At 63.2% G+C, this 16439-nt stretch carries 18 protein-coding genes; all 18 read left to right on the top strand.

What is annotated here, in order from left to right; translation table 11 throughout:
* Window positions 1-17 precede the first annotated feature (17 nt).
* The 18 genes from terL to FYJ43_RS04225 all read left to right on the top strand — a co-directional run bounded on the left by terL (window position 18) and on the right by FYJ43_RS04225 (window position 16438).
* Window positions 18-1457 (top strand): phage terminase large subunit, encoded by a 1440-nt coding sequence (gene terL / locus FYJ43_RS04305; protein WP_154562422.1) that lies wholly within the window; start codon window positions 18-20, stop codon window positions 1455-1457.
* A 13-nt stretch (window positions 1458-1470) separates the two neighbouring features.
* A complete protein-coding gene (locus tag FYJ43_RS04300) occupies window positions 1471-2808 on the top strand; it encodes a phage portal protein (RefSeq protein WP_154562420.1) in 1338 nt (445 codons plus the stop codon).
* On the top strand, window positions 2798-3859 hold the full coding sequence (locus tag FYJ43_RS04295; protein ID WP_154562418.1) for a phage minor head protein: 1062 nt from the start codon (window positions 2798-2800) through the stop codon (window positions 3857-3859). Before FYJ43_RS04300 ends, FYJ43_RS04295 begins: the two co-directional genes overlap by 11 nt.
* 17 nt (window positions 3860-3876) lie before the next feature.
* Window positions 3877-4449, top strand: a complete 573-nt coding sequence (locus FYJ43_RS04290; RefSeq protein ID WP_154562416.1) for a hypothetical protein — start codon at window positions 3877-3879, stop codon at window positions 4447-4449.
* A 12-nt stretch (window positions 4450-4461) separates the two neighbouring features.
* A complete protein-coding gene (locus FYJ43_RS04285; protein ID WP_154562414.1) occupies window positions 4462-5361 on the top strand; it encodes a phage major capsid protein in 900 nt (299 codons plus the stop codon).
* Window positions 5362-5460: 99 nt separating this feature from the next.
* Entirely contained in the window at window positions 5461-5871 is a 411-nt protein-coding gene (locus FYJ43_RS04280) for a hypothetical protein (protein WP_154562412.1), read from the top strand.
* Window positions 5862-6272, top strand: a complete 411-nt coding sequence (locus FYJ43_RS12015; protein ID WP_195839900.1) for a DUF6093 family protein — start codon at window positions 5862-5864, stop codon at window positions 6270-6272. The genes FYJ43_RS04280 and FYJ43_RS12015 overlap by 10 nt, the downstream gene beginning before the upstream one ends.
* Window positions 6242-6601: an HK97-gp10 family putative phage morphogenesis protein gene (locus FYJ43_RS12010; RefSeq protein ID WP_195839899.1), complete on the top strand. Its 360-nt coding sequence runs from the start codon at window positions 6242-6244 to the stop codon at window positions 6599-6601. The genes FYJ43_RS12015 and FYJ43_RS12010 overlap by 31 nt, the downstream gene beginning before the upstream one ends.
* Complete coding sequence (locus tag FYJ43_RS04270; protein WP_154562408.1) at window positions 6594-6965, top strand: hypothetical protein; 372 nt, start codon at window positions 6594-6596, stop codon at window positions 6963-6965. The genes FYJ43_RS12010 and FYJ43_RS04270 overlap by 8 nt, the downstream gene beginning before the upstream one ends.
* Window positions 6962-7150 carry a hypothetical protein gene (locus tag FYJ43_RS04265; protein ID WP_154562406.1) on the top strand — a complete coding sequence of 63 codons (189 nt, stop codon included), beginning with the start codon at window positions 6962-6964 and terminating at the stop codon, window positions 7148-7150. The genes FYJ43_RS04270 and FYJ43_RS04265 overlap by 4 nt, the downstream gene beginning before the upstream one ends.
* 2 nt (window positions 7151-7152) lie before the next feature.
* The gene (locus FYJ43_RS04260) at window positions 7153-7659 is read left to right on the top strand and encodes a phage tail tube protein (protein ID WP_154562404.1); all 507 of its coding nucleotides are present in this window, start codon (window positions 7153-7155) and stop codon (window positions 7657-7659) included.
* A gap of 96 nt (window positions 7660-7755) precedes the next feature.
* A complete protein-coding gene (locus FYJ43_RS04255; RefSeq protein ID WP_154562402.1) occupies window positions 7756-8325 on the top strand; it encodes a hypothetical protein in 570 nt (189 codons plus the stop codon).
* Window positions 8326-8348: 23 nt separating this feature from the next.
* On the top strand, window positions 8349-8732 hold the full coding sequence (locus FYJ43_RS04250) for a hypothetical protein (protein WP_154562400.1): 384 nt from the start codon (window positions 8349-8351) through the stop codon (window positions 8730-8732).
* A complete protein-coding gene (locus FYJ43_RS04245) occupies window positions 8725-13068 on the top strand; it encodes a phage tail tape measure protein (protein ID WP_154562398.1) in 4344 nt (1447 codons plus the stop codon). The genes FYJ43_RS04250 and FYJ43_RS04245 overlap by 8 nt, the downstream gene beginning before the upstream one ends.
* Entirely contained in the window at window positions 13065-13889 is an 825-nt protein-coding gene (locus FYJ43_RS04240; protein ID WP_154562396.1) for a hypothetical protein, read from the top strand. Before FYJ43_RS04245 ends, FYJ43_RS04240 begins: the two co-directional genes overlap by 4 nt.
* Window positions 13889-15019: a hypothetical protein gene (locus FYJ43_RS04235; protein ID WP_154562394.1), complete on the top strand. Its 1131-nt coding sequence runs from the start codon at window positions 13889-13891 to the stop codon at window positions 15017-15019. The genes FYJ43_RS04240 and FYJ43_RS04235 overlap by 1 nt, the downstream gene beginning before the upstream one ends.
* Window positions 15012-16007: a hypothetical protein gene (locus FYJ43_RS04230; protein ID WP_154562392.1), complete on the top strand. Its 996-nt coding sequence runs from the start codon at window positions 15012-15014 to the stop codon at window positions 16005-16007. The genes FYJ43_RS04235 and FYJ43_RS04230 overlap by 8 nt, the downstream gene beginning before the upstream one ends.
* Window positions 16007-16438 (top strand): H-type lectin domain-containing protein, encoded by a 432-nt coding sequence (locus tag FYJ43_RS04225; RefSeq protein WP_154562390.1) that lies wholly within the window; start codon window positions 16007-16009, stop codon window positions 16436-16438. The genes FYJ43_RS04230 and FYJ43_RS04225 overlap by 1 nt, the downstream gene beginning before the upstream one ends.
* Window position 16439: the final 1 nt, after the last annotated feature.

The following is a 16439-nucleotide window of genomic DNA, read 5'->3' as shown; positions in this document are numbered from 1 at the left end:
ACAGACAAGGAGGCGCAATGTCAGCGCCAATCCTGCGCCTCAACCCCGCCACCGCAGCAGCCATGCGCACCATACTCGCCGACACCACCAACCGCTGGGACACACCCGGAGACATGGCCCAGGAGCTCGACCCCACAACCATCCAAACACCAGCCCTGCGACTCATCGACACCCAACTAGCCCAGCTCGCAGACACCACAGACGGACGCCTCATCGTGTCCATGCCACCCCAAGAGGGGAAATCCCAGCGCTGCAGCCGACGCTTCCCCCTGTGGGCGCTCACCCACAACCCAGACACCCGCATCGCCATCGCCTCCTACGCCCACTCGGTAGCCAGACGATGGGGAAGAATCATACGCGACGACATCGCATCCCACCCCAGCCTCGGACTCACCGTCCGCCCCGACCTGTCAGCCCAACACGAATGGCAGCTCGCCGGACATGACGGCGGCGTCTACGCCACCGGCGTCGGCGGATCCCTCACCGGACGCGCCGTCGACCTGCTCATCATCGACGACCCCATCAAAGATCGCGAACAGGCCGACTCTAAAGTATATCGCGAGCGCGTCTGGGACTGGTGGACAGACGTAGCATCAACCCGACTCGCCCCCGGAGCGCCCGTCGTGCTCATCCTCACCCGCTGGCACGAAGACGACCTCGCCGGACGACTCCTAGCCTCCGACGACGCCAACCGATGGAGTGTCATCAACATTCCAGCCCAGGCCGACAGTAGCGACGACCCGCTAGGGCGCACGCCAGGCCAGTGGCTCCAATCCGCCAGAGGGCGCACCGACACCCAATGGGAAGCCATCAAAAGGCAGGCTGGCAGCCGCACATTCGCCTCCCTCTACCAAGGGCACCCATCACCGCCCGGCGGCACAATCTTCAACCGCGACCACTGGGTCATCGACGACCGCCCAGCCTGGCAGGCAGACAACACCGGACAACGCTGGGTGCCAAACGGGGCCGTCTTCACCTCCTGGGACCTCACCTTCAAGGGCGGCGAACACACCGACTGGGCCGTCGGCCAAACATGGCAGCACGACGGGGCCACCCTGCGCCTCCTCGACCAGGCGCGAGGCCACTGGAGTTTCACCGAGACATGCCAGCACATGCAGCGCATGGCCGCACGATGGCCCCAGGCCACCGCCCATCTCGTCGAGGACAAAGCCAACGGCCCCGCCGTCATCGACGCCCTCTCTCACACCCTGCCAGGACTCGTCCCAGTCCAGCCACAGGGCGGCAAAGAAGCCCGCGCCGCCGCAGTCCAGCCCCTCGTAGAGGCCGGAAACGTCCACCTGCCGGGCTTCGAACCGTGGACCTGGGACCTCATCGAGGAACTCGCAGCGTTCCCTAACGCCACCCACGACGACCAGGTCGACGCCCTCACCCAGGCGCTCACGTGGGCCGTCATCACCCGCCGCCGACAAGGGACAACCCTCACCGCCATCGGATAGGAGCACATGGCCCATGAGCATCCTCACAGACGCCATCACCCAATGGGCCGACAGCCGTGACGCATACCGCCTCCTCCACGACTACTATCGCGGCAGGCACCAGCTGCAGTTCGCCTCGCGCGACTTCCAGGACAAGCAGGCACAAAAACTCCTCACCGACACGGTCATGTCGCTGCGCGAAAACCTGTGCCCCGCCGCCGTCACAGCATTCACCGACGGCATCGCCATCCAGCAGTGGACCACCACCGGCGACGGCCACGACAACGACGGCACCGCGAAAACCCACGGACTATCCCGCCTCGAAGGATTCATCGACAGGGCAGGATTTATCTACGGCGACGCCTACGCCATCGTCTGGCCCGGCCCCAACGGGCTCACACCAACTTTCTGCGACCCAACCACCATGGCCGCTCAACCCGACCCCGACGACACATCACAGCTGGCATGGGCGGCCCGCATCTGGGCCGACAACGAATACGGCCGGGTCAACCTGTACTACCCCGACCGGCTGGAACGCTGGATCACCAAGCAGCGTCTCGCCGGAGAAATGCCAGCCAACGGCGATGCATGGACCGGCTGCACCGACAACGACGGACCCATTATCGCCCACCAGTTTGGCACCGTCCCCGTCTGCTGGTGGAAACGCGACCCAGACGATCACATGAGCCACGGGAACTCCGTCCTCACTGACGTCATCCCCCTCCAGGATGCTCTCAACAAAACTCTGGCCGATCTGATCATCACCACCGAAACCTACGCACGCCCCTTCTATGCTCTTCTCAACCATGATGTGAGCGACATTCGCAACCCCTACGCCCCCGCCCAACCCCAGCAGGAACGGCGCATTGACCCAGACAAGCAGCAGTTCTGGGCCACCAACGGCCCCGGCCCGCTGCTACGATTCGACCCGCCAGACCTCACCCCGCTCCTCAAAGTGCAAGACGCCTTCGCCGCGAAAATCGCCCGCGTTGTCGGCATCCCCTACCACTACCTGTCCCAATCCACCGGCGACGTACCATCTGGGGAGGCCCTGCGCATCCTCTCCGCCAGGCGAACCGCAACCATCAAAGCCTGGCAGCGCGACGCCGAACCCGTATGGAACGGGCTCCTGCAGCTCCTCGGCGTCGAACCTGGCATCCAGTGGGCCGAACCCATGCCCCTCGACCCCATCGAGCAACTCCAGGTCGCCCAGGCTAAGCAGCAGCTCGGATACGCTCTCGTCGACATTGTCCACGACCTCGACGAGCCAGACCCTGACGGTGTCGTCCAGCGGGCCAGCGACACTGCAGCACAGTCGGCGCAGGCCGCCGGGCGCGCCCTCATGACCGGTGCCATCGGCTATGACAGCTAACCAGCGCACCCTCGCCGAGCTGCTGCGCCAGCGTCGCCTGATCGACCGCATCCAGGATGAGCAAACCCGTCGTCTCGCATCCCGCTGGGCTGCCACTTGGGATGCCATCGAATCCGAGCTGCGGACCGCCACCCTCGCTCTGGCCCAACTCGACGACGACGAGAAAGTCACCGCCGCGATCCGCAGCATCAAGGCCAGAGACGCCCTCGCCATCGCATCCGACGGGCTCACCGACTGCCTCGCAGAATCAAATCGCACGGCAGCAGAAATCTCCCGCCGCCTCATAGGGCAGGCCGCATCCGACCAGACGGCGCTCATCGCCACGCAGCTACCCCCCGGCTACACCGTCAACCTCGTCTCCGTTGACGCCAGCCAAATCGACGCAATCATCCGGCGCACACTCCAGCAGATCACTGTGCGTCACTGGTACCTCAACGCCTCCGCCACCGACGCTATGAAGCACGCCATCGCCGTCGGCGTCACCCTAGGCCGCAACCCACGCCAAGTCGCCGCACATATGGTGCGCGCAGTTCAAGGCAACTTCGAGGGGGGACTCGCCCGCGCTCTCGTCATCGCCCGCACCGAGCAGCTCGACGCCTACCGGGCCGCCGCACACCAGACCTACACCGCCAACCGTGACGTGCTCTCGGGCTGGATGTGGTGCGCCACACTCACTGGACGAACCTGCCCGTCATGTCTCGCCCAACACGGCAGCATCCACCCCCTCGACGAGCCCGGCCCCCTCGACCACCACCAAGGCCGCTGCACCGGCATCCCGGTCACCAAACCATGGGCCCAGCTAGGGGTCAACGACATCCCAGAACCGGGAACCGCTATCAGGCCAGGCGACGGCGTCAAATGGCTCAAAAAGCAGCCCGAAGATGTGCAAGAGCGCGTGATGGGGCCGAAACGGCTAGCCGCATGGAAGGCGGGCAACTACCCGCCCCAGGACTGGACGGTGCGCAAAACACACTGGTCACGCGACGAGCACGGACGCCTACGCCAAGACTGGCGCGACTCCTGGCATGTCGGCCCAATCCAAAACGACTAGAAGAAAGGACATCCGAGATGGATGACACCGCCGAAAACTCCGGCACCGACGAGGATGCCAACGATTCTGCTAAGATTGGTGACAGCCAGGGCACCACTGTCGACGCAGGCGAGACGCCGCAGACAGAAGGCCGTGGCTCCAAGAAAGCAGTCCTAGAAGACCTGGCCCGCGAACGCGACAAGCGCCAGGAGCTCGAAGCTCAATTCTTCCAGTTGCGCGACGGCCTCGCCGCCGCCCTCGGAATCGACCAGGGCGAGACGCCCACCCCTGAGCAGCTCACCGAGCAGCTCGCCCAAGCCCAGGCGGAAACCAAGGCGGCACAGCTACAGCTTGCCGTCTGGCAGTCCATGCCTGACGGAGTCGACCGGGAAGCCCTCCTCGACTCCACCTCTTTCCGTAAGGCCGTCTCCGACGCGACGCCGGATAACATCGCCGCCACCATTAACCAGTTCGTCGAAGACCACCCCCGCTTCAAGACGAAGCCAGCAGGTGCAGGCGTACGCGACCTCAACACCCCAGCAACACCGTCAGCCCCCCTCGACCCGATTGCAGCCGCCCTCACGGCGGCCGTCGGGCGACGCCACGCCTAATAAGGAGCCCCCGTGACTGTCACCGCACCCACCAAAACAACCGATTTTTCCGGCTATCTCCAGCCGCACATGGCCCAAGCGTTCTTCGACGAGGCCGCCAAGCGTTCCGTTGTCCAGCAGCTCGCCCGTAAGGTTCCGCTGGGTATCTCCGGAGAGACCGTCCCGATTGTCACCTCCAAGCCCACCGCCGGGTGGGTCGCCGAGGCGGGCGAGAAACCCGTCACTAAGGGCGAGGTCGGGCTGCTGAAGATGGAGCCCAAGAAGATTGCCGCTATCGCCGTCGTCTCTGCTGAGGTTGTGCGCGCCAACCCTGCCAACTATGTCAACATGTTTAAGACTGACATCGCCGAGGCTTTCGCTGTAGCCTTCGATGCCGCCGTCCTGCACGGCACCAGCTCGCCGTTCGCCCACAACCTCGACGAGACCAAGAAGGCCGTCGAGCTTGGCACCGCCGACGCCGCCCACGGTGGCATCTACGGTGACGCAAATACTGCCATTCAGCTCATGGTCGCCGAGGGCAAGAAGCTCACCGGTTGGGCATTCGACTCCACTGCAGAACCGCTGCTTAACGGTTCCTACGACACCACCGGACGCCCGCTCCTCGCTGAGCCTGTCTACAGCGATAACGCCCTCGCCTCCGCCCGCCTGCTGGGCCGTCCAGCGTTCGTCGGCGATGGTGTCGCCACCTCCGATCGTAAGAGCGTAGTCGGCTACGGCGGGGACTGGTCCAAGATTGTCTGGGGCCAGGTCGGCGGAATCACCTACTCGGTATCAACCGAGGCCACCGTCAAGCTCAACGGGGAAATCATCCCCCTGTGGCAAAACAACCTCGTCGGCATCCTCGCCGAAGCCGAATACGGCTGCCTCATCACCGACCCCGAGCAGTTCGTCAAGCTCACCAACGCCGCATGAGTGAAGCAAAGGTGACCTTCGTAACGCCAGGCGGAACGAAGGTCACCTGCCCCCCAGATCTGGCAGCCAAACTCGGATGGACGCGAAAGGAGCCCGACAGTGGACAAAAACCTCGCAATACTGCACGTGACCGGGCTCCTCGGCAACGCCATTAGCCAAGACCAGATCTCCGAGTGCGTCGACGGGTCAGCCATCCCCGACGATCACGGACGCCTGCCCGGCGACCCCGACTGGCAGCCCACCTACGACCAGTGGTGGGCTGCCGCCGAGGCGGCAATGCTGGCGGCGTCCCTGGCAGGCGACCAACTCACCCACGTCACCTCCGAGGGCACCACCATGGTCATCGCCCCCAAAGACTGGGCCTCCACCGCCAACACCTGGCGTCGACGCTCCCGCATCTGGGCCGACACCCACCAGGGAGGTTTTACTCTCATCGAGGTTGGTCAGCCACGCACCTACCGGCCCACAACCGACCTGTACCGCGACTGGGGTGACGCATCATGGACCTGACACAAGCCATCGACACCGCCCGCGCCCTCCACGCGCAAACCCTCACCGACACCATCACCGTAGAGCGCCCAGGGCCAGTCACCGTAGGCGACCTTGGCGACGAGCACCAAGAATGGGACACAGTCGCCGCCGCCATCCCCGCCCTGCTACAACAGCAATCAACCCTGCAGGCCCGCGACACCGCATCAGCAGACGAGCCCATCCGCGTCGTCGACCACATCCTCAAGACCAGCCTCGACGCCGACATCCGCGAAGGCGACCGCGTCACCGTCACCTCCAGCCTCGACCCGCGCAACACGGGCACCTGGTACGTCGGCGACGTGGAACGTCAAGGCTGGGCTATCACCAGAAGGGCCCACGTGACACGCACATGGCATTCACCGTCGACACCTCACAGCTGAATCGCCTCGCCGCCAACCTCGGCAAGGCCGGGATCAGAGGCACCCGCAAAGCCCAGCAGGCCATCAGGAAAACGGCCTTCGACATCGAGTCCAAGGCTAAGCAGTTCGCCCCCGTCGACACCGGCGCACTGCGCGCCAGCATCGGCTCAACAATCACCGGTGGGGGCATGTCAGCCGTCATCGGCCCCACCGTCGCCTACGCCCCCTACCAGGAGTGGGGCACATCACGCATGGAGGCTCACCCATTCATGGGACCGGCAGTCGACGCCGCAGAGCCGGGATTCGTCGCCGCCATGGAGCAGATAGCGGCAGGTGTGCTCGATGAGTGACCCGACCGCCCCCATCATGGACGCCCTCGAGACAGTGTGCCCAACCGTCCTCGACTCACGCGTCTCCGACGCCCCTCAAGAACCATGGCTGCTCGTCGACGCCGACCCTGGCACGCTGTCCACCACGCTGGGGTCCCGCCCACTCGCCACCATCCCAGTGCGCATCATGACCGTCAACAACAATCCAGCCGGGTGCAGACTCCTCGCCACCAAGGCCCGCGACATCCTCGACGGGCTACGCATCGACGGATACCGCCTGACGCACCGCGACACCGGACCAGTCCTCGAGGACCGCAACGACCCATCCAACTACCGCTGGTCTTGCACGCAAACATTCACCCTCACCGCAAGGAGAACACCATGACCGACTGGGTTCGCATATCCGAGCCGCTCTGTGTGCGCACCGTACCCGCCGACACCATCCCCAAGGGGGCGAAAATCATCGACGCGGAGGCCGTAGACCGACAAGGGCGGCCACTCCCAACCGTGCCGAGGAAGCCGCTCGGTGGCACACAGCCCGCCAAACCTGCCAACACAGAGGAGAAATAATCATGTCCATCACCGTTTATAATCCCGCCGGAATTGAGACCATTCAGGACTCGAAATTCGTGTGGGTCCCCTCGCTCGCCAAGATCGAAGCCGCCACCGTGGCTGAACTCAACGCGGGAACAGCGTTCACGTGCGCCCTCACCAAGTTCTCAAACAAATCCGACGCATCCGAATCAGAGGATAAGCGCATCTGCTCCCGCAACGCAAAGAAACGCCCCGGGCCGATCACATACGCGATCGACGATCTTGACATCATCATTGATGACCCGCAGAAGCCTGACGCTTTCATCGACAGTCTAGAGCCTGGCGTGCACGGGTACATTGTCGAATTCCCGCACCTGTCCCCTGACACCGATATCGCCTCCGGCCAGCGCTACTACGCCTGGCAGGTGACGGTCAAAAAGAAGGAGCCCGGCGACATTACGACCTCAGACGGCGAACTGTTCGTCATGAACGTCGGATGGTCTGTCCAAGATCGCACCCTCAAGGGCGTCGTAGCGGGCTCCTAACCCCTGATCCGGTGGGCGGCGGCTCCGTGTGTGCCGGTCCTCTCCGTCGCCCACCCCACCCATTGCAGGACTGGCATACACATTGAGGAGCACGCAGTGACAGACACCCAGAAAATCGACTGGCGCCGCCAAATCGCCGAATACGTGGCCGGAGAGCACCGCGTCACCAGGCACGCAGACCTATGTCTAGACCCCGAACTCGCGGCAGCCATCGACGAGGCGCAAACCGCCGTAGCACTCGCACAATCAGCCGTCGACGACGCCGAAAACACTGACGGCGACAACGACTCTGGCCGCATCGGGAAAGCAACGCCGCTAGCCTCGGCACGACGCGACCTCAAGGCCGCACAGAAGCGTCTCGACACGCTCACCAGCCAGGCCCGAGACAAAACCATCCGATTCGTGCTGTCGGGGCTATCATCCAGCGAATTCTCCAAGATCATCGCAGAATCCGATGCCCGCCCCAAAGACCAACGCCAGCAGTGGCAAAACATTAATCTTCCGCTGCGCTGCCTGTCAGCGGTGACAACCGTCGACGGCGACCCCACCGACATCGACAAGAACGCCGCCGAGAGCCTCCTCAAAGCGCTACCCATAGGCCTCCTGTCGCCCATCTACGGTGCCGCCATCGAAGCCTGCACGGCAGGCCAAAACATCCCTTTCTGAGGAGGGCTGTCGCCGACCCTCAGGTGCGTCGCGACATCACTCACGCCCGCGAGTGGGGGGTCACGCCGAGCCAGTACTGGGGGGGCGAGACGCCAGGATGGACCCCCGAGGATCGCGCCATCATCGACGCCCTCGACGCCTACGAGGCCACGTGCTGCCCAGGATGCGGGCGACCCCTCTCCGAGCATGAGGGGACAACGGCAGCCGACTACACAGGCGTGGCCATCACGTGCCCGTCCCTGGAGGCCCTCGACCGCGACCAGGCAGAGCAGGCGCGCCGTGACGGCAACCGTGACGCCACCGCCAACCCGGAACGGTCGAGACGATGGGTTCACGGCACACGATCAGAGATGACAGAACTCGCACAAATGCTCAACGACGCCGCACAAGGAGGTACGCATGGGTGACCGCACGGTAGCCGTCAGACTCAAAGCCGACGTGCAGGGGTTCATGACGGGCCTGACGCGCGCCGCGACAGCAACAGAAGCCTTCGGCGCTAAGCTCCAGGGTGCCACCCCCCATGTGAGCGGCCTCGTCGGGCAAATGGCGACGGGGGCGGTCGGCGCTGTCGGGCTGGCCGCCGCGTTCTCTGCACCCGTCAAAGCGGCAGCAGATTTTGATCAGGCGGTCTCACGCGTCAAATCGACCGGCGCTGTCACCGGGGCCCAGCTAGAGCAGCTCAAAACGCAAGCCATGTCCATGGCCGGAACATTCGGCGTGTCAGGCACGCAGGCCATGGGGGCAGTCGAGGCGCTCGCCAAGGCTGGCGTATCAGCCTCAGACATTCTCGGAGGAGGTCTGCAGGGGGCCCTATCCCTGGCCGCCGCAGGCGAAATGGATGTGGGGCAGGCTGCGGAAACAGCATCGTCGGCGATGACACAGTTCGGGCTATCCGGCAAGGATGTGGGCCACGTCGCCGACGTGCTATCCAACGGTGCAAACATGGCCCAAGGCGACGTCAAGGATTTAGCCATGGCCCTGTCGCAGGGCGGCATGGTCGCCTCGCAAATGGGAATGAGCCTAGATCAGACAGTGGGCGCGCTGGCCGAGTTCGCCAACGCTGGGCTCATGGGCTCCGACGCTGGCACCTCCCTGAAAACGATGCTGCAAAAGCTTGCGGCCCCGTCCACTCAGGCCTCCCAGGTGATGTCGCAGCTGGGCATTCACGTCTACGACGCGCAGGGTCATTTCGTGGGCCTCGACGGCATCGCAGGACAGCTGCGCCAATCCATGTCGCACCTGTCCGAGTCCCAGCGCAACGCCGCACTGGCGACGATCTTCGGCTCCGACGCGGTGCGCGCCGCCTCCATCCTCTACAAGGATGGTGCCAACACGGCCGCCGACTGGGCGAAAAACGTCGGCAAGTCTGGTGCCGCGATGCAAACCGCCACCGCTATGCAAGACAATCTCGCCGGATCCCTCGCCAAGCTGAAGGCATCATGGACAAACGCGTTCATTACGCTCGGCGAGAGCTCGCAGGGGCCGCTCAAAAGTATCGTCGACAAGCTGGCCGCGCTGGCCGGTGTCGTCCAGCGCAACGCTGGCGCGGCGCAGGGTATCGCCGGTGTCGCGGCAGCCCTGATCGGGCTAGGGGCGGCAGCCGTCGGGATAGCGAAAGTTGTTTCAGCTATCCGGGCCGCAAAAACGGCATTCTCGGCAGTCAAGTCTGCTGTCGTTACCGCGTCGCAGAGCTTCTCGGCGCTCGCATCCGCAGCCGAGCAGTCCGGAACCCGCACCGGAAGAGCGCTGTCTAAGGTGGGCGGCATCAAGGGTGCAGCCGCATTGGCCACGGGCGGCGTCGTCGCGCTCGGTGCGGCAATGCAGGGCGCACAGCAGATCGTTGATTCATTCGCCTTGTCGGCGTCTCAGGCTAGCGCAGCCCTCAATGGCCTAGCATCTGGGTCGGCCCAAAAAGTCGCATCGTCCATGGACCAAATTAATCACTCGTTTAAGTGGTCCGCCGATGGCGTCAATGATCTTTCCTCTGGCCTGAAATATCTCAACGACGGCTCCACTTGGCACCGTATCAGCGATGGATTTAACCAGATATCCAACGGAATAATGGGCACTAAGAGCAATGCCGAAACGTTGAATGAGCGTTTCGGTGCCCTCGATGAGCAGCTGGCGAAAATGAGGCCCGACCAGCGGGCGGCCGCGTGGCACCAGCTCGACGCCGAACTGCGCCGCAACGGCACCGGAACCTCGGAAATGATCGAGCACATGCCACGGCTTCACGCCATGCTCGAAGAGCAGGCCCGCAGTCTCGGCGTCACCTCACTATCCGCGAAAGACTATGCGGACTGGGTTGGCGGGAAAGTTCCTGCAGCCATCACTAGGGCCGAAGCTGCGCAAGGAAAATCTGGGAAGGCTGGCCAACAGGCCGCCAACTCGATGAAAGCCCAAGTCGATGTTGCCGGGCAGCTCGCCCAAGCGTACGAGAATGTTACCAAGTCTCTCAGCGATTACGCGTCCGCCCAGCTGAAACTCTCCGGATCCCAAATCGGCATGTATCAGGGCATGGCAGACGCCACCAAAGCCTTGAAAGAGAATGGGCGAAACCTCGACCTTAATACCGAGAAAGGCCGAAACAACCAGAAGGCTCTCAACGATCTCGCCTCAAGCATCCTCGCCTACCGAAAAAATCTGGAAGACCAGGGCATGGGAGCAGATCAGGCGGCAGCAAAAACTGCGGCGGCGAGCCAAAAATTCATCGAGCTCGCCCAATCCATGGGAATGTCGGCACCGGCTGCGCAGCAGCTCGCCGCCTCCCTGGGCCTCATCCCTGACGTCAAAAACGCTGTCCTCGACTTCAACATTAAAGGGGCAACACCGCAGCAAATAGACGAGCTACGATCGAAGATAGCGACCCTCCCACGATCGCAGCAGGTGCAAATACTCGCTATCGCTAAGCAGAAGGGGATCAGCGAGGCGCTCACGTACGTCAACGACCTGAAAGCCAACAACGGCAAGACAGTCGGAATCATCGTGACAGTGAAAGGGGGAGGCCAAAAAGAAGTCGACAAGCTCAACCAGCAAATAAAAGGGCTCCCCAAGGATCAGCAAATCAAGGTTCGCACGATCGCCGAGACCAAAGGCTTCCTTCCCGCCATAGACCAGGTCAACAAATTCAAAACCGCCGCTATGAAAGACAACGGGAAGCCCATCAAACACCCGATTGCGCTACTCAATGCTGGCAGTGTCATGGGGCAAATGAACCAGATTGAGAATCGTCGAAAGTCTATCGACGGTAAGCACATCATGATTGCAACATCAGCCCCTGGTGCGGCAGCGGCGAAGTCGCAAATCACCAGTGTTCGCGGGGCGTGGCAAAACATCAACGGGAAACGAATCTTTGTTCCCACATCGGCTCCTGGAGCGGTGGGGGCTAAAGCCCAGATCGACGGCGTTTATGGGGCGTGGAAAAACATCAACGGCAAACGGGTCTTTGTGCCGTCGTCGGCCCCTGGCGCGACGAATGCCACCGGGCAAATCAGCTCACTGAAATCGCAGGCCGACGCCACTAATGGCAAGCATGTCACCGTGTCTGCTAGCGCCGACACAAGCGCTGCTGAATCAGCCCTTTCCCGCCTCACTAGGACGCGCTCGGTAGTGATCCGGGCCGCAGTAGGTGGCGTCTCCGGCGCGGTCGCGGGCCTTCTCGCCCACGCTAACGGCGGGATCTATGAGCGCCATGATGCCCAAATAGCCAAGGCGGGGACATACCGTGTCTGGGCCGAGCCTGAGACGGAAGGTGAGGCTTACATTCCTTTCGCTAGGTCAAAGCGTGGCCGATCCCGCGCCATCGCCGCCCAGGCGGTGCAGCGCCTCGGCGGGGCCGTGCAGTGGTTTGCCAACGGTGGAATAACTGGAGCCCAGCTTGCCAGCGTAAACCTCACCCTCAACGCCCCCACCGGAGACATCGCAGAATTGAATGCTGCGGTGAGGGCCGCCACCAAAGCCACCCGTGACCGGCAACGCGCCTCACGGGCATGGTGGGAGGCGCGGCGTCGCCACGCTAAGAACACCAAGGATTTAGGGGACCGTCTTAACGACGCGAAACAGAAGGAGGCCGACGCCACCAAGGCCGTCTCTGACGTCATAAAAACCCTAGGCCAGAACGCTGCCAGCGCGGGACGATCGATGGCCTCCGCATATCGCGCCGGAGGATCATGGCAGGACTGGTCGGCCTCCATGGGGCAGGGCGTCAAGGAACTGTCAGCATTCCGCTCTGACATTATGCGGCTGCGCTCCATGGGACTGTCTCAGCAAAACATCGACACCCTCACTGCGATGGGGGTGGCTGGCGGAACCGAGATGGCCCGCAACGTGCTCGCTGGGGGCCGTAACGCTATCAACGCGCTCAACCGGAACTCGGCGGCCCTCGACGCCATCGCTAAAAAGCTGGGCCTGACAACGATCACGGCCTACGCCGATGGCGGTCACACCGCCCAAATCGCCTACGGGCCGAGACTGTGGGCTGAGCCAGAAACCGGCGGGGAGGCCTACATCCCTTTGGCGGCGTCGAAGCGTGAGCGGTCAGTGGACATTTGGTGGGAGACTGGCCGTCGCCTCGGCGTCGCCGGATACGCGGGAGGGTCTATCTCGCCGCACGCATCCCGCACCCCGGACATTAATCTCGGTCGCGTCGTCCTCGAAGTCCCCGGGCTAGGCCCAGCCGTCGAAGCCAAAGTCATATCTGTGCAGCGCTCCACAGCGCGCAATCTCGCAAGGAGTGCCCGATGAGCACGATCATCACTGCCGTCTGGGGCGACACTCCCCCACATATGGCCATCACGGCCAAAAACCTCCCCTCCGGCACCGCGTACATTCGCGTCAGCCGGATTATCGGCTCCAGCGAGGCCCCTGTGCGAGGCGCAGAAAACGTCATCATCGCAGGAAACCAGGGCCTTGTGACCGACTGGGACGCCCCCCTTGACACCAACGTCACCTACCGGGTCCTCTCCCTCAACGCCAACGGCGGACACCTTGAAAACATGGTGGCATCCTTCCACACCGGCACCATCGACTGCGACACCTGCTGGGTGTCAAATCCTCTCGACCCCGCCTCGGCCCTTCACGTCGACCTCATGGCAGGCACAGACGACGACACGAGCCACGATCAAACTGTCACCCTGTCCTCTCCTGGCTGGTCCACCAACCTTCCCTCGGCGATCGTCGGCGTTCGCCAGCTTGGCGGGAAGCGCACCCTTATCATTCGCCTCACCGGCCTTGACACGGCGCAACAATTCGAAGACCTGCTGCGCCGATCCATCACTATTCTCGTCCGGGCCCCAGCCATCCGCCACCGCACCGGCCTGCTGTACATGACAGCCCAGAGTGTGAGCGAGCACCGTGAGCGCGACTACGCCGATAATCCTGCCCACACGGAGACGACATGGACGATCACCGGAGACGAGGTTGACCCGGGCACGCTTCCGGTCATCGTCTCACCCTGGACCTACCAAAACCTCGCCGACTATGCGAGAGCCCAGTCCGTCACCACATATGACGGACTGCCGTCACTGTGGACAACCTATCTAGATGCGCAGCGGGGGATCTTCTGATGGGATACCCGGTATCACCACTATGGAATGACGCCCTATCATCCCCCCACCAGCTCATCTGGCTGGCCACCTCCGTGCGCGGCGGCAGCGTCCTCGCCTCACACATCCAGGTCGACTCGCTGACGCTCTCGGCGTCATGGGACGGCCAGCAGGTCACTCGCGAAGTCAAGGCCACCGTCTCCGACCCGGACTCGACGCTTTTCGGCCCAGACCCGCTGTCCCCGCTAGCACCGTGGGGACAGCAGCTCATCATCAAGGCGATGCTGTCCGTCGGCGACGCATGGCAGCAAATAATCCCTATAGGAATCTTCCGTATCGAGGATGCCGGACCCGACGAGTCGGCAGTCATGATCCTGCAATCTAACGGCCAGTGGTGGACCGGCGGGCAAACACTCCAGCCTACAGCCCGCGACATGCTGCAGCAGCTCGCCGACGAGAAGTGGACCAACTGGGTTCAACCTCACGCCCAGACCGTGCGGGACGCGTGGGCGCGCATCGTCAAAGGGGTCGACATCCGCTTGGGCCGCTGGTCGGCTACCGCCCCGGTACCCTCGGATATGGAGTGGGGCTCAACAAAACTCGATGCCGCCCTGCAGCTGGTGGCCATCGACGGTCGCACGATCTGGTGCGACCGTGCCGGGCTTCTCCAGCTCGTCTCATCCACGGCTGGAACGGGCATCACCTGGACCTATCAGGTCGGCGCTGATGTTGCTGTCTCTTGGGCACCCGAGGCCTCCCGCACTGGGCTTGTCAATGGGGCCGCCGTCAAGGCTGAAACCGATACCGGAAACCGGTACGAAATATGGGGGGCCGCCTACGACAGCTCCGGGCCGCTGGCGTGGGGAGGCCCATTCGGGCGCATCCCAGACATTTCAACCTCCAAAATGGTGCACTCCACCCCATTCGCCACCCAGGCCGCTGTGAAAAAACTTGACGCACTGCGCGGATCCAGGATGGCAAACATTGCCATCAAAGCACCAGCCAATCCAGCCGTAGACGTTCTCGACACGGCGGCAATCACACTGCCCGGCGGTGACTCCATGTCCGGCCTCATCACCAAGGCAGAAATGGATAGCGACCAAATGAAGCTCACTGTGCAAATCCCGTGGCAGAAGGTGTGGCATGGCTGACATTTTCGCCGACATTGTGGCCGTGCGCACCGACGAGATGCCGCGCACCGGCATCGTGTCAGGAAATCACGCTGGCCCCGGCATCATGTCGGTCGTCGCCAACGGGTCGACGCTCGATGCCGTCAACGAAATGGTGGGCTGGTGGCACCAAGACGGTGACGTTGTCATTGTCGAGTCGTCGCCTGTCGGCCCTATCCGTGTCGTCAGGTCACTGGCCTACCGGCCCACATTCGGCACAGTCGCGAGCCTCAACATGGCCGACGCAAACACCATCCAGGATGTCACTGTCACAGCCAACCACCCCACTCTAGGGTCCTGCACTTTCACCGCCCTGCCAGGATCGGGGTACCTGTCGATGGGCAGCGCCGTGTCTGTCGAGTGGACCATCGACGGTGCCGTAGCCAACGGCACGAGGGGGTGGACTAGAAAACTTCCGCCCGACATATCCTGGCAGACTCCGCCGAGCGATCCCATGCAGGCCATCACGGCTCTACCAGACGTGCTGACCCCGCCAGATGATCCCGCCACTGTCACGCTTCTGGCCGCCGAGTCGGGCACATGGGATGGCGGATGGTCCGCCTCGGACTCGCTCATCAATGGATCCATGACCGGCACGGAGGCGACACTAGCGTGCTGGCTGTACAGCGCACACATTGATGCTGTTGCGGGCTGGGGGTCCGCCTCCGCCAAGATCACTATCATTCGCGCCGGTGAGGGGGAGTCCCCCGCCGCCATACACCTCGTCGCCCACACGGCGTCCACGCGAGCCGACACGCCCACGCCCGTCGGCGGTCCGGTCGATGTCGGATCCTGGATGCCAGGCGAAAAGCGCACTATCACCCTACCCGACGCCATCACACAGCAGCTCCTCAGCGGGGCCGCGCAGGGCGTCGGAGTCACCGCCACAGGGGCCGCCGATATCACCTCCCTCGTCGGCGTCGGCACCGACGTGACATCGGGGCAAATCACCATGACAAGGAGATCATAATGGCAGGATCGACACCCAGTCGCAGCTACCCGTTCCCTATGACTGGAGACCCGGTTGATATCCCCGGCGATGTCAAAAAGCTGGCTACCGCTATAGACGCCGATGTGGCCTCTATCAAGCAGACCGCTGACTCCGCCAAGGCCGCAACCGGAGCCTTGGGGTTTGCCTACTTCGAGTCGGGGTCGATGAATATTTCCCCGAGTGGATCAAGCGCGTATACGTACCAGATATCCTTCCGTCACACCTACTCGTCGCCGCCGAGTGTGATAGTTTCTCGTGCCGACCCTCTGCCTGGGGGCTCGGCGGCGTGGGCGTTCGCGGCAGCAAAAATCACGACGACTGGCTTCCAGCTCGTCGTATACACCGTCGACGGATCAAAGCTGCCACCGTCGGCACCGATTACTGCCGCATGGCAGGTGATGGGAAGCTGAC

The organism is Cutibacterium porci (genome assembly GCF_009696315.1).
GTDB classification, from domain to species: Bacteria; Actinomycetota; Actinomycetes; order Propionibacteriales; family Propionibacteriaceae; genus Cutibacterium; species Cutibacterium porci.
The sequence above is the reverse complement of the archived record's forward strand: the minus strand, read 5'-3'. Positions and strand labels throughout refer to the sequence as shown.